The sequence below is a fragment of the Marinococcus halophilus genome, from assembly GCF_002265875.1.
Lineage (GTDB): Bacteria > Bacillota > Bacilli > Bacillales > Marinococcaceae > Marinococcus > Marinococcus halophilus.
In genome coordinates this window covers 101,843-113,432 of record NZ_NPFA01000007.1, presented here as the reverse complement: position 1 = coordinate 113,432, position 11,590 = coordinate 101,843, and the positions used below count along the sequence as shown (strand labels likewise).

Annotated in this window: 18 protein-coding genes; 4 read left to right on the top strand and 14 right to left on the bottom strand. The window is 47.8% G+C overall.

Annotated elements, in window-relative coordinates:
* Positions 1-5 precede the first annotated feature (5 nt).
* Positions 6-488, bottom strand: coding sequence for a universal stress protein (locus tag CHL76_RS08985; protein ID WP_079476382.1), 483 nt, complete (start codon positions 486-488; stop codon positions 6-8).
* Between the two features lie 262 nt (positions 489-750).
* Here CHL76_RS08985 and CHL76_RS17030 point away from each other — a divergent pair, with 262 nt between their 5' ends.
* The gene (locus CHL76_RS17030) at positions 751-888 is read left to right on the top strand and encodes a hypothetical protein (RefSeq protein ID WP_158219131.1); all 138 of its coding nucleotides are present in this window, start codon (positions 751-753) and stop codon (positions 886-888) included.
* Between the two features lie 50 nt (positions 889-938).
* Here the strand turns inward: CHL76_RS17030 and CHL76_RS08980 are convergent, their stop codons facing one another.
* The 4 genes from CHL76_RS08980 to CHL76_RS08965 all read right to left on the bottom strand — a co-directional run bounded on the left by CHL76_RS08980 (position 939) and on the right by CHL76_RS08965 (position 3,617).
* Positions 939-1,514, bottom strand: a complete 576-nt coding sequence (locus tag CHL76_RS08980) for a nitroreductase family protein (protein WP_079476381.1) — start codon at positions 1,512-1,514, stop codon at positions 939-941.
* Positions 1,515-1,555: 41 nt separating this feature from the next.
* On the bottom strand, positions 1,556-2,422 hold the full coding sequence (locus CHL76_RS08975) for a pirin family protein (RefSeq protein WP_079476380.1): 867 nt from the start codon (positions 2,420-2,422) through the stop codon (positions 1,556-1,558).
* Positions 2,423-2,555: 133 nt separating this feature from the next.
* Positions 2,556-2,993 carry a MarR family winged helix-turn-helix transcriptional regulator gene (locus CHL76_RS08970; RefSeq protein WP_079476379.1) on the bottom strand — a complete coding sequence of 146 codons (438 nt, stop codon included), beginning with the start codon at positions 2,991-2,993 and terminating at the stop codon, positions 2,556-2,558.
* Positions 2,994-3,161: 168 nt separating this feature from the next.
* Positions 3,162-3,617: an Lrp/AsnC family transcriptional regulator gene (locus CHL76_RS08965; RefSeq protein WP_079476378.1), complete on the bottom strand. Its 456-nt coding sequence runs from the start codon at positions 3,615-3,617 to the stop codon at positions 3,162-3,164.
* A gap of 185 nt (positions 3,618-3,802) precedes the next feature.
* On the opposite strand from CHL76_RS08965, the gene CHL76_RS08960 reads away from it, so the two are divergent.
* The gene (locus CHL76_RS08960; RefSeq protein WP_079476377.1) at positions 3,803-4,705 is read left to right on the top strand and encodes a DMT family transporter; all 903 of its coding nucleotides are present in this window, start codon (positions 3,803-3,805) and stop codon (positions 4,703-4,705) included.
* 13 nt (positions 4,706-4,718) lie between these two features.
* Here the strand turns inward: CHL76_RS08960 and CHL76_RS08955 are convergent, their stop codons facing one another.
* From CHL76_RS08955 to CHL76_RS08935, 6 genes are all read right to left on the bottom strand, one after another.
* Positions 4,719-5,591, bottom strand: coding sequence for an SDR family oxidoreductase (locus CHL76_RS08955; RefSeq protein ID WP_079476376.1), 873 nt, complete (start codon positions 5,589-5,591; stop codon positions 4,719-4,721).
* A gap of 76 nt (positions 5,592-5,667) precedes the next feature.
* The gene (locus tag CHL76_RS17025; RefSeq protein WP_158219130.1) at positions 5,668-5,811 is read right to left on the bottom strand and encodes a hypothetical protein; all 144 of its coding nucleotides are present in this window, start codon (positions 5,809-5,811) and stop codon (positions 5,668-5,670) included.
* A 46-nt stretch (positions 5,812-5,857) separates the two neighbouring features.
* Entirely contained in the window at positions 5,858-6,364 is a 507-nt protein-coding gene (locus CHL76_RS08950) for a GNAT family N-acetyltransferase (RefSeq protein ID WP_079476375.1), read from the bottom strand.
* A gap of 168 nt (positions 6,365-6,532) precedes the next feature.
* The gene (locus CHL76_RS08945) at positions 6,533-7,204 is read right to left on the bottom strand and encodes a 3D domain-containing protein (RefSeq protein WP_079476374.1); all 672 of its coding nucleotides are present in this window, start codon (positions 7,202-7,204) and stop codon (positions 6,533-6,535) included.
* A gap of 472 nt (positions 7,205-7,676) precedes the next feature.
* The gene (locus tag CHL76_RS08940; RefSeq protein WP_158219129.1) at positions 7,677-8,114 is read right to left on the bottom strand and encodes an Hsp20/alpha crystallin family protein; all 438 of its coding nucleotides are present in this window, start codon (positions 8,112-8,114) and stop codon (positions 7,677-7,679) included.
* A gap of 129 nt (positions 8,115-8,243) precedes the next feature.
* Entirely contained in the window at positions 8,244-8,537 is a 294-nt protein-coding gene (locus CHL76_RS08935; protein WP_079476372.1) for a hypothetical protein, read from the bottom strand.
* 278 nt (positions 8,538-8,815) lie between these two features.
* Here CHL76_RS08935 and CHL76_RS08930 point away from each other — a divergent pair, with 278 nt between their 5' ends.
* A complete protein-coding gene (locus tag CHL76_RS08930; RefSeq protein WP_079476371.1) occupies positions 8,816-9,319 on the top strand; it encodes a DUF1648 domain-containing protein in 504 nt (167 codons plus the stop codon).
* An 11-nt stretch (positions 9,320-9,330) separates the two neighbouring features.
* Here the strand turns inward: CHL76_RS08930 and CHL76_RS08925 are convergent, their stop codons facing one another.
* Positions 9,331-9,621 carry a hypothetical protein gene (locus CHL76_RS08925; RefSeq protein ID WP_079476370.1) on the bottom strand — a complete coding sequence of 97 codons (291 nt, stop codon included), beginning with the start codon at positions 9,619-9,621 and terminating at the stop codon, positions 9,331-9,333.
* 48 nt (positions 9,622-9,669) lie between these two features.
* Between CHL76_RS08925 and CHL76_RS08920 the strand changes: the two genes are divergently transcribed.
* A complete protein-coding gene (locus CHL76_RS08920) occupies positions 9,670-10,035 on the top strand; it encodes a hypothetical protein (RefSeq protein ID WP_079476369.1) in 366 nt (121 codons plus the stop codon).
* Between the two features lie 13 nt (positions 10,036-10,048).
* Here CHL76_RS08920 and CHL76_RS08915 read toward each other — a convergent pair whose 3' ends face one another.
* A complete protein-coding gene (locus CHL76_RS08915; RefSeq protein ID WP_079476368.1) occupies positions 10,049-10,399 on the bottom strand; it encodes a DUF4181 domain-containing protein in 351 nt (116 codons plus the stop codon).
* Between the two features lie 441 nt (positions 10,400-10,840).
* The gene (locus CHL76_RS08905; protein ID WP_094908375.1) at positions 10,841-11,476 is read right to left on the bottom strand and encodes an FMN-dependent NADH-azoreductase; all 636 of its coding nucleotides are present in this window, start codon (positions 11,474-11,476) and stop codon (positions 10,841-10,843) included.
* Positions 11,477-11,590: the final 114 nt, after the last annotated feature.

Here is an 11,590-nt window from a genome sequence, read left to right as displayed (position 1 = left end):
TTGGATTATTGGAGCGGAGTTGCATGAGCCCGCTGAATGGAGGCAATCGCCCGGTCGACCACGTGCACATCGCACGGGGCATGCTTTTGCACTGCTTTCGTGACAGTGTTCCCCTGCATGACCTGCTCGAGCGCATTCCCACCGGACTGGCCGACGACGATAAGATCTGGTTCAATCCTTTCACACAGCTGGTTCACCAGTCGCTTTTTGGGCACGCCATTGTCCAGCACGGATTTAACTTTGGATACACCTTTTTCTTTGGCGTTTTTTCGATACGCTTCGAGCTGGTACTCGGCCTCTGCGTACAGTCGTTTGATCCCAATCGGATCCATCCAGCCAAGCGACGAATATTCATTATAATGAAACACATAGGCCAGGGTTAAATCGGCTTCATGTTTGACAGCAACGCGGCAGGCTTCATCAAAGGCATCAACACTCGGATTATTGAGCACATCAAGGGCAGCCAGGATATGAGTATAATTTTTCATTCCATTTCACCTTCTTATATTTTATAATAAAAGCCAAAAAGCACGCAGGTTTCCCTGACCGGTACTTTTTGGCTTATGTTGCAGGCTTATGGATTCCTGACATTTCCGCCGCATCGGCTTGTATTTCTTACCGTATTCCCAGGCGGATTTGATGTTCAAACTACAAAAGTTTTCTTTTCACCATTTTCACACGTAATTTGAGGTTTGAAACAAACGGGAACCGGATAGAGCTACCCATGAAACCTTGTTGCAGGAGGAACGTATGAATAAACATCACCTTTTAAACCAGCTTAATGCGTTAAAACAGCAGTGGATCCAAAAGGAAATTTCTCTGCGGGAGTATGTGCAGCAGCGTTTGAACCTGCGCCAGCAGCTGAATAAAAAACATGATGAAAAATAACAAAGCCAGGGAGCGGTATTATTCCGCTCCCTGGCTTCTTGTATGAACCATTATTTTTCCGTAATCCAGGTGGTCACCTGTTCTACTGGCCTCCGTCTGCCTTCTTTCATGTCCCGCAGCGGATAGCCGAGGTAGATCAGCCCGAGCACCTTTGCCTGTTCACCGAGCCCGAACAGGGCATTCATTTTCGGGTGATAGCAGTGGGCTCCCGTGCGCCAGAACGCCCCCAGGCCAAGCGCATGAGCGGCAAGCAGCATGTTTTGTATTGACGCATAGACTGCTCCGTACTCTTCGAGTGTCTCTACCCGCTCTTCCCTTGAAGGCTCGGCCGCCACGGCGATCACCACCGGCGCCCGCAGCGCCTTGTCTTTTTGCTTCTCAAGATTCTGCTGTTTCTCTTCCCTTTCTGCCGGCGTCATCCCTTCCGCGGCAATGGCAGCCATCGTTTCTCCCAGCTGCCTGCGGCCGTCTCCGGTCATGACGAAATACCGCCACGGCTCTGTTTTATGATGCGACGGAGCCCAGGTCCCGGCTTCCAGTACTTTCGTGATAACTTCCTCAGGCACCACGGTTTCTGTAACGAGCCCATTGCTGCGACGTGAATGAATGGCTGTCAGCACGTCCATCCTGCTTCATCTCCTTCGTTTTAAATGCTGCTTACGCCAGTTTATTCTGCCGGCGGTCCGAATTTTCCCTGATGGAAGTCCCGGTACGCCTGCTTGATTTCGTCCATGCTGCTCATCACAAACGGACCGTAGGGCACAATTTCCTCCCCGATCGGCTCGCCGGAATACACGAGCAGTCTCGTGCGTCGTTTGTTTGATTTAATCCGTAGCGTAGACAGGGCTTGCGGGTCCCCGTCTTCCTCGAAAGTGAGCGTCGCCACATCGTGCTTATTGACGGTTCCGTCTGCAACGTCAGCACTGCCGGAGAGCGTATATATAAAGGCATTGTGATTTTCCGGCAGGTGATGCACGTATTCAGCGCCCTCCGATAAATTAATTTCGGTTAACGTGATGGGCACAAGGGAGTCCAGCGGCCCATCTTCACCAGCAATGCTTCCAGAAAAGATTTTTAAATACCCGCCATCAATTTGTACGGTCGGAGCTTCTTCCCCGTATACGTTCTGGTAAATGGTTTCCGTGTTTCGTTTGTCTTTGGGAAGGTTCAGCCACAGCTGCAGCGTATGGGCAATGTCATTTTCCACCCCGTCTTCGGCATGCCTCGCGGCCCACCCGGCATTCATATACTGCACATCACCGGGCTCGAGAATATCGCGGCCGCCGCCGTTATCAATATGCTCGAGCCGTCCATCCACCACGTAAGTGACCGTCTGAAATCCCCGGTGCGGATGATCGGGAAAAGTACCCTTCTTAAACCAATCTTCGGCCATTAAAATGAACGGATCAAATTCTTTCCACCGGTCCACCGGCAGCACCCATCCCTTTTGGATGGAGGGAAAACCGAATTCTTCGTACTGCACCGTCCACTTATCACGAATCCGGCGTTGAAACAGGTCCTGGTTACGTTCCATCAACAGCACTCCTTTTTGAATTTAGTATGCATAGCAACTATTTCCTGAAAAAAATATATTTACTTCATCTGTCCTGCTTCTTTAGTACAACATATATCTTTTTGTCCTGCAAAGAATCTACTCAGCGGTCTTTCTATTCCTCCCGCAGACTTTCGGAAACGTTTTTATTTATTTTAGCAAGCGTCTGTTCAAGCGCTGTCAGCTCGTTTCGGCTGATGCCCTTTGTTACCGCAGCGTTGAACCGCTCCGCTGCCGGACGCACCTTTTCCTGCAGCTCCCTGCCTTCGTCTGTCATAAACAGCTGCACCGCCCGCTGGTCTTGGGTGCCCGCGGCGCGGCGCACGAACTGCTTTTTCTCGAGCTGGGAAGCCATCCGGGCCACATTCGTTTTGTCCTTCTGCAGCTTCCGGGCGATGTCGTTCTGCGTACGCCCGTCCTCCTCCCAGAGGAGCATCATAATGAGATTCTGCTCGGGGGTGAGGTTAAACACCCGCAGCTCTTCTTTTATAAAGCTGGTTAATTTCAAATCGGTCTGGTGAATCATAATACTGATAAAATCTTCGGTATGCATATGAACTTCCTCCGTTGCGCTGATGGATTGAATCGTGTTTACTTATTTTTCAGCAATAGCTTCTATTTCTTCGTGACGCTGCGCCATGTATACCGTCCACTTTACGGGTGAACGCCGGCCGGAAACCTGCATGTTTTTGAATAAATCGGTAAAGGCCTTCTGCCGGATTTACTTGCGAAGCGGAAGCACTGTAGAAGCTTTCACTTCCCGAAGAACAATGCTTGTCTGCAGCTGGGCCACTCCGAGCTGGTTTAACTCCCGGATAAACGCCTCCAGCTCCTTACGGTCACGGTGGATGGTTTTGAGCATATAATCAAACGCCCCGGTCATGCAGTAGCACTCCATGACCTCCGGCATCGCCGATAAGTGGCGCTCGAGCTCGTTTATCTGCTGCGTCTGGTGAATGCTTGTGCTCATGAATATCGTGCACAGCAGGTCGTACCCCAGCTTTTCCTGGTTTAGGATCGCCGTATAGGAATCAATGTAGCCGTCCTGCTCAAGCCGTTTCACCCGTGCATGAGTAGCGGGGGCGGAAAGGCTTACCCGCTGGGACAGCTCCAGGTTGCTGAGCCTTGTTTCCGTCTGCAGTAAATCGAGAATATGTACATCCACTTCATCAAGCATGCATTTTCCTCCCGAAGAATATTCGTTTTCAGCATTTTTCTAACCACACAAACAAAAACAAATTCTGTTTTCCCATAAATAAATTAATATCATTTTGAATATATTCATTTATAGAGAATAATATTTCTTCCATTCATTTTACATGATACATTTATTCCATACAACACTACAGGGAGGAATAACGCATGAAATACGCCGGATTGCTGCTGCTTGCGAGCCTCTGCTGGGGAAGCAATTTTATCGTCGGCGAAGGCCTTACCGCTTACGCGTCACCTGTGACGCTCACCATTTTGCGCTACGGGATTGCCGCATTATGCCTCCTGCCTGTCCTCCTGGTTACAGAAAAACGCCTGCTGCCCCGCAAAAAAGCGCTTCTGCCGCTGTTTCTGATGGGTATCACAGGCGTTGCCCTGTTTAACATTCTGCAGTTCACTGCACTTGCTTCGTCGAGCGCCACCAACATAAGCATTATCTCGACGATGAATACACTGTCGATTGCCCTGTTTTCAGCGATACTGCTACACGAACGGCTGCGCGGCGCGCAAATTGCCGCCATGCTTATTTCCACTGCCGGCGTATTGCTTGTCGTGACAGAAGGACGCCTTGAAAGCTTTTCTTTTGCCTCCGGCGATGCATGGATGCTTTTGGCGGTGCTCGTCTTCGGGCTTTACTCCATCTGCAGCCGCTGGGCGACCACCTTCGTTTCGCCAATGATGTCCGTCTGCTACTCCGGGCTGTTCGGTGTTCTGCTGCTGCTTCCCATTAATGGCTTTCAGGTGCCCATCCACCGGGTGGATGCCGTGTTTATCAGCTCGATGCTGTTTCTAAGCATCATCGCTACGATTGTCTGCATGGTGCTGTGGGGGATCGGCGTACAGCATTTGGGAGCGACAACGTCCGGGCTGTTTTTAAACTTTAACCCGCTGTTTACCGCCCTGCTTGCCTTTGTGCTTTTTGGGGAGCATCTGACCTGGCCGCAGGCAGCCGGCAGTGCAATTGTCATCGGCGGATGTGCGGCGTTTTCCCTCTTCACGAAAAAGCGCGGGAGGCTGCGATCAGCTCCCGCGCTTCAAAAGCGTACGGCTTAAGGTGTGGTGGTAATTAAGAATCGCTAGGCAGCGTCCGCACAAGATGCTCGAGCGCGTCATGCATCGGCGTGGCCGGACGGCCAAGCAGCTTCTCAAAATCATCGCTTTCGACATCGAGCGAACCGCTGCGGATGCCCTGCTGAATGCTTACGAGCATCGGTACAACCGTTTCCGGCATACCGGCTTCCTTCATAATTTCCGCATATTCATCGTCGTCCACGTGCTGCACCGGAATCTCTTTTCCAAGCACGTTTTCAAGCACGCCAACGAGTTCATCCTGGGTATGCGGCCGTCCGGAAAGCTCATATACCGACTGCTGTTCCCCTTCTCCGGCGAGAGCGGCCGCCGCCGCTTCCGCGTAGTCGAGCTGCAGCGCCCATCCTACCCGACCGTTTCCGGCAGCCGTAACCCACGGCGCATCGTTCATGGCTCCCTGAATGCCTGGCACTTCGTTTTCAAGGTACCAGTTGTTTCGCAAAAACGCGTATGGAATGCCGGTTTCAATAATTGCATTTTCAGTGGCTCGATGCGGTGGAGCCAAAAACATCGTGCTGCTTTCCGCATGGCCAATGCTTGTATAGGCAATAAAGGAGACGCCGGCCCGGGCGGCTGCCTCCACCGCGTTTGTGTGCTGGCGGATTCTTGTGTCGTTGTCCCCGTCGGTTGAAATAATGAGCAGGCGGTCCACACCGGCAAACGCTTCGTCCAGGCTTTCCGGGTCGTCAAAATCGCCGCGGCGCACGTCCACGCCCGCTTCCTTCAAATTGTTTGCCTTGTCCGGGTTCCGGACGCTGACGGCCAGCTGGTCGGCCGGCATCTTCCGCAGCAGCGCCTGCATGACTTTGGAGCCTAATTTGCCTGTTGCTCCGGTTACTAGTGCTTTCATATGTCATTCCTCCATTTCTACTGTTAATTATAACCAAAACAGTTACATTCGGTACACTGAAACGCTTGGACCGCGGCTACCCAAGCGTCAACACAGCGAGCGCTGTGAGAAACAACGTATAGCTGCTGTAAATGGAAATTTTCCGCACCCGGCGGTTAGGAATGAAATTGACCACCGTCAGTACACCGGCGAAGCCCAGCACCATAAGCATGATAAGCATTGTTTTCCTCCTTCGGTCGCTGTAATCGCAGCCGTTTTTCTTCTATTTAAATAAGGCGCCTGTACCGGAGCGATATGTAATCTTCATCCTCCGTATTGGCATATCCGGTACGCTCTCCTTCGTACGTAAAGCCTTTTGCATCATAAAACGGAATCGCGAGTTGGTTGCCTTTCTGGACCGACACCCATTGTTCCTCGGCCCCGAGGAGCTTCTGCTGCCGGGTTACGGCTTCAAGCAGCATGGTGCCGATCCCTTCATTGCGGCGGTCCGGATCCAGATATAACACATACAGTTCGGATTCCTTTTCCCCTGTCATACCACCACCCGCAGCACCAATCACCATTTCGTTCTCCACCGCCGAAAAATAGCCGCCCCAGTCGAGGCTTGTATGCTTCACTTCATCGAACACTCTGGAAACATTATAAAACTCCCGGCACACCCGCTCGAGATAATCATCATTGCAGAGCCCCCGGTACGTGGCCCACGTAGCTTTCGTACACACAGAAATGATGCCGGAAACGTGCGAAGGCCCGGCCTGTTCGATATGTATCATCTTTTTTCCTCCGGCGTAACAATTATAATTATAAACAAAATTAATTTCTTACTTTACCTCTTTCATATTATAAGTGTTTTAACTGCTTTTTAATATCAACCATCATTGGAATGTAGAAATAAAAAAATCCCCTCCAGCTTTGGAGAGGATTTTTGCCTGATCCTATTATTAGTCGACTACTGTTACTTCAACGTCCTGACGGCCGAAGGAATAAGCTTCGGATTTGGTTGGCACATGGACATCCATGCGGTCGCCATTAATTGCACCGCCTGTGTCAGCTGCTGTATACGTACCCATGCCTTCGATTTTCACTGTGGAACCGAGTGGGATTACGTCCGGGTCAACAGCGACTACGTTCGCATTAGGATCTTCGTTTAAGTTTTTGCCAGTGGCAGTAATACCGCTGCAGCCTGCACAATCAGCTGTATACGCCGTAGCTTCCATCGTCATGGTTTCGCCTTCACTGCTGCTGTCGGAGGACTCAGAGGTCGATTCGCCTGCTACTTCCTCGCTGGAATCACTGGAAGAATCAGAAGATCCGCCAAGTGCTGCCTGTGTTTCCGGGCCAGCTACGCCGAAGTAGTCGCCCGCAGAAGAAGAGATACCGTTGTCTGCCTGAAAGTCTTTAACCGCGCTTTCCGTTCTTGGTCCGAACGTAGAGCCTGTGTTTCCGTTAAAGTAGCCTTTTTCTTTTAACTTGTCCTGCAGTTCTGCAACAGAGGAATTAACGTCTCCTCTTTCCATTTGGCCGTGGTCGCTGATGGAGGCATCCGCTGCCTGTGGTGCTCCAAGGATCACGCCTGCTGTAACTGCTGTACCGAATAATGTTTTTTTCATCATATTGATTCAACCTCCGAGGTAAAGATATTTTTCGTCTTAAAGACGATGCCAGTGAACAATGGACTGTTTGCCTATATGATTACTTACCTTTACGTCAATACTGCATGGATAGGTTGATTGTTTAATGTAGTTGATTGCCGAAATACTTATGTGCTTTCTCTTAAACACAACGCTACCGATTATGACGCTGGGGCTTGAAAATATCAATAGCATTAATTTAGATGTAATCTCCTCTTAATAAACTTTCTTTTTATGTAAAAAAAGCAGGCCCAATGGCCTGCTTTAAAACTTCATAAGCATATATTTGACGCCTTATACACCAAAATTTGTCACAAAATATTACAATCAGATTACCGCCTTCGAAATGAAGGTGGGTATTTCCTCTTGAAATAAATCATTTAACGCGGTAATACGAGGGCATTCAACGTATTTAAACACGGAAATGAAATTTTACATTATGATTGTAATATTTCTATTGAATATCGATTTGTTTTTTCTTGATGGAGCGTTTTTCTTCTTTCGGCAGCTGCAGCTTCAGTACCCCGTTATCAAAAGAAGCCTGTATTTCGTCGTCTTTGACGTTGTCGAGAGTCACCCGCCGCTGGAATTCTCCGTAGCTTCGCTCCCTGTGGACATAATCATCATGGCTGACATCCTGCTTTTCCTCTCGTTTGGCGCTGATGGACAGCACCGGTGCTTCGTATTCCACCCGGATGTCTTCCTTGTGAAAGCCCGGAAGCTCCGCTTCCACCACGTACTCTTTGTCCTCATCCCGGACATCGAGTTTAAACTTATTCATGTCCTGAAAAGGTTCAAAGAAACGGTCGTTCAGCAAATCTCCAAATCCAAAACCACGAGAAAGATCCGGGAAAAACCCACGATTACGGCGATTAGGTGTTAAATCTGCCATCATGCATTCCTCCTTGTCCGAAAGTAATGGTATTTTCATTATTAATTATATACGCTTATTACACATTTGAAACTATCTTTTGCTCAAAAATTTCATAAAAAAACCTCCCGGATCCGGGAGGAAATATCGTTACTTCTTCAGCTTTTTCGGCAGCTTGCCTTTTGCTTTTTTCTTCAGGCGCTTTTTCTTTTTAGCCAGTTTTTTCGGCGTACTTTTTTTGTTTAAAATGTAACGCGGTTTTTTAGACTTTTTCTTCTTGTCTTTCTTCTTGCCTTTCTCATCACCTGGGATCAGGCCTTTTTTAATTTTTCTGGTGATCAGTGGAAGAGACCCGCCGATCAGGCTGCCCGTGGCTATCCAGCCGTACCCTTTGTTATCCTTACTGTTATTTTCTTGCTTCCTATTCTTGTTTTCCTCTGCCATGTCATCATCTCCTTTGATGGTTCAATCACCGATAGACGCCTGTATACTGATGTAAGACCTCTGCTTAATAATTATTTACTTATACATATATCTTTTCCGAACTATTAATATTTCAAACAAAAATTCATTAATAATAGTTTTACATTTCTATTTCATACATAAATATGGATAATTATCTTTAATTATTAAAAGCAAAGGTGGCAATAGTTCAACTGTTTTCCAAAGGCGCATTTGCTAAAATAGGCATTAATAGAAATTTAAAGGAGGTGTATTTCTATATGGAATTGTTGAACCAACATCCGGAAAAAGCCCGTGTTTCACGGCCGAAGTTCTGTGTTTGGCTCGACGCTGCGGGGATTATACTATTTTTTGCGGGGGCAGTCTTTTTTGCTTTTATGTATAGTACATTTCCAGAAGAAGTGCCTGTACATTTCAGCATGAACGGAGAAGTAAATGCGTATGGAAACAAAGCGGCTATATGGCTTTTGCTGGCTCTCACTTCTGTATTATGGATTTTCATGTCCTTATTGGAACGAGTGCCACATATACATAACTACCCCAGGAAAATTCATGAAGGCAATGTCCGTGCCCAATACCGCAACAGCATTCTTCTGCTGAATACGGTAAAAAATTATATGCTGGTGATGTTTGCCGGTTTAAATGCAGCGTTTGTCACAAGTATTAACGGCTCTGGGCCGCCCCACTTGTTAATAATAAGTCTGCTGGCTGGAATATTTGTCGTAATGCTGCCGTTTTTGATACGGGCCTTTCGTTTATCATAGCAGGCCGGGCGCTACAAATACGGCCGAAACAGATAGTAGCCGCCGAGTCCGACAATCATACAAACCGTGATCGTAGTAAATGTATAAACTACTTCTCCTGCTTCAAATGCTCCGCCCCTCCAGCTGGCAACAGCCGCACTTACAAGAGAAACTGCCCCCGTAATAAGTATGTACCCAATGGTTAACAACGCATGCATTTTCCAGCTCTTTGGCTCAAGCACTGCATACAAAGCAAAGGAGACAAGCGCCAGCGGGAGGCATAACAATAGCAGAATTGTGATTCCTTCTGTAAATGCAGTCATGAATTTTCATCCTCATTTGTGTTTTGTATTATAGAAAGGAGCTGCTGTATGATAACGGCAATCCTCATTTGTATTATTCTCCTGCTTGCTTTTGTCATCGACAAAGGAATACGGTACAAAACGCAGGTCCCTTATCGAAGAAATAACTACCGAAGGCAGGAAGAGAAGTTTTTGCGGGCAAAAATCTACGCCACAATTTTTGCGCTTTTTCTTCTTATTCTTTTCATCGGAACCGAAAAAACGCCGTGGGTTTTCCCGGTACTGGGGTTCCACTTTGCCCTTCAGGCCCTGCTTGACGCTGTCGAAGAAAAACGTAATATCCCTCAGGAACGAAAGCACTGGCATTCTTTTTTGATCAGCGTTGTTTCTGCACTAATCGGCATAGTGGCTTTGACGCACCTGATGCTTTTTTGAATACCATTTATATTTAAAATAGAAGTTCCAGCGCAAAATAAGAAACGATAAAAAACAAAGTAATAATCGTTGATACTATATATTCTTTCGCCTCGTAGGCAAAATACCATTCGAGCCATGCTTGAGCAGCTCCAAATAGCATCAATACAGAAAGCATAAACAGCGGGATATAGCCTTGCGAATATGTATCTACTGTAAAAGTTGGAATCATTATCAGAACTAAAGCGACAATAAGAATGCCAAATGACCAGTATTGCCCCCGGGTTTCTTTAATCGTCACCGCTCCCTTTGGTACAATCCATATTTCTAGAGGGAAGCGAAGCAGTATGCTGGCAAGCACTGCAATAGAAAAATATTCTGGCAATTTATCACCTTTCTTCGAATTAATTAAGTACCTCCGCAAGCACGAAGCTTATTGTACCCATAAGCAGCAGCGCCGCCAGTATTCTAAACCATACCGCTTCAGCTTTGTTTATGCTTTCTTTTGCCCCGCAGTTATAATTCCATATAAGAAATAGATTAACTGTTAATAGTAAAGGAAAAGACATAGCGGTGTTTCCCAGATAACTCTGTCCCGTGAAAGCCATAATGTTTACAATAAAAATCCAAATAAAAATCAGCCCGTTCAACAGAAATATCAGCATCGTACGTATTCGATTGCGGACCGCTTCCATGTTCTCCTCTCCCTTAAACTCCTAAAATATTACAAATGCAGTGTAGCAGAAATTTTCTATTATGTCCTCCGCTCCTGCATAAAAAAACCCGCCGGCAGTTTCCTGCCGAACGGGTTGATCGATTTGTTTCGTTATACCTTTTGGTAGGCAACGCGGGAAGCGGCTTCCGCAACTTCCTTCAGGCCGGCTTCGATGATTTCCTCTGCCTGGTCCGGATTGGCGTTATGGCCTTCGATTACCACTTCATCTACAATATCCATGCCGTACAGACCGCCAAAAATGTTCTGCATGTACGTAAGCGCCATGTCCATGCCAGCCATTTCCGGAGCGGAATATACCCCGCCGCGGGCGTTCAGAAAGATCACTTTTTTCTCCGGCATGAGCGGCACAAGCGCACCCTCCGGGCTGTATTTAAACGTGTAGCCGGCTTCAGCGATATAGTCAATAAAGGTCTGCAGCTTAGCCGGAATCGTCAGGTTCCACAGCGGGAAGGCAAACACGACCAGATCAGCAGCGCTGAACGCATCCTTTGCTTTCTGCTTGGCGGCAAGCACCCGGCGGTCCATCTCGGTTGGCTCGCCGTCTGTCGCAAGGCGGCCTAAGGCGTCAAAGAAGTCCTGGCCGAAGTACGGTGTATCCTCTTCAAATACGTCGTAGGTCTGGACGTTTAATGCGCCTGCGTCCTGGACGTTTTCCAGAAACGTTTCGTACATTTTCGTGGAAATGCCATCCGGGCGGTTATTTGCTTTTACTAGTAATACGTTCACAGCTATCCCTCTTTTTCTTAAATGTTTAATTTTTCTCTGCCCCTATTATTTTAGCCGCTCCGCCCGTGAAAACAAGTACGCACTTAAAAGTGGTATAGTTCCCTTGAGGGTACC

Bases quoted from the DNA above. Each gene is read 5' to 3' on its own strand.
- CHL76_RS08925 (WP_079476370.1), bottom strand. From the start codon at position 9,621: ATGACTGCATTTACAGAAGGAATCACAATTCTGCTATTGTTATGCCTC.
- CHL76_RS08960 (WP_079476377.1), top strand. From the start codon at position 3,803: ATGAAATACGCCGGATTGCTGCTGCTTGCGAGCCTCTGCTGGGGAAGC.
- CHL76_RS08980 (WP_079476381.1), bottom strand. From the start codon at position 1,514: ATGGACGTGCTGACAGCCATTCATTCACGTCGCAGCAATGGGCTCGTT.
- CHL76_RS17025 (WP_158219130.1), bottom strand. From the start codon at position 5,811: ATGCTTATCATGCTTATGGTGCTGGGCTTCGCCGGTGTACTGACGGTG.
- CHL76_RS08970 (WP_079476379.1), bottom strand. From the start codon at position 2,993: ATGCATACCGAAGATTTTATCAGTATTATGATTCACCAGACCGATTTG.
- CHL76_RS08940 (WP_158219129.1), bottom strand. From the start codon at position 8,114: ATGGCAGATTTAACACCTAATCGCCGTAATCGTGGGTTTTTCCCGGAT.
- CHL76_RS08955 (WP_079476376.1), bottom strand. From the start codon at position 5,591: ATGAAAGCACTAGTAACCGGAGCAACAGGCAAATTAGGCTCCAAAGTC.
- CHL76_RS17030 (WP_158219131.1), top strand. From the start codon at position 751: ATGAATAAACATCACCTTTTAAACCAGCTTAATGCGTTAAAACAGCAG.
- CHL76_RS08950 (WP_079476375.1), bottom strand. From the start codon at position 6,364: ATGATACATATCGAACAGGCCGGGCCTTCGCACGTTTCCGGCATCATT.
- CHL76_RS08965 (WP_079476378.1), bottom strand. From the start codon at position 3,617: ATGCTTGATGAAGTGGATGTACATATTCTCGATTTACTGCAGACGGAA.
- CHL76_RS08935 (WP_079476372.1), bottom strand. From the start codon at position 8,537: ATGGCAGAGGAAAACAAGAATAGGAAGCAAGAAAATAACAGTAAGGAT.
- CHL76_RS08930 (WP_079476371.1), top strand. From the start codon at position 8,816: ATGGAATTGTTGAACCAACATCCGGAAAAAGCCCGTGTTTCACGGCCG.
- CHL76_RS08975 (WP_079476380.1), bottom strand. From the start codon at position 2,422: ATGGAACGTAACCAGGACCTGTTTCAACGCCGGATTCGTGATAAGTGG.
- CHL76_RS08985 (WP_079476382.1), bottom strand. From the start codon at position 488: ATGAAAAATTATACTCATATCCTGGCTGCCCTTGATGTGCTCAATAAT.
- CHL76_RS08945 (WP_079476374.1), bottom strand. From the start codon at position 7,204: ATGATGAAAAAAACATTATTCGGTACAGCAGTTACAGCAGGCGTGATC.
- CHL76_RS08920 (WP_079476369.1), top strand. From the start codon at position 9,670: ATGATAACGGCAATCCTCATTTGTATTATTCTCCTGCTTGCTTTTGTC.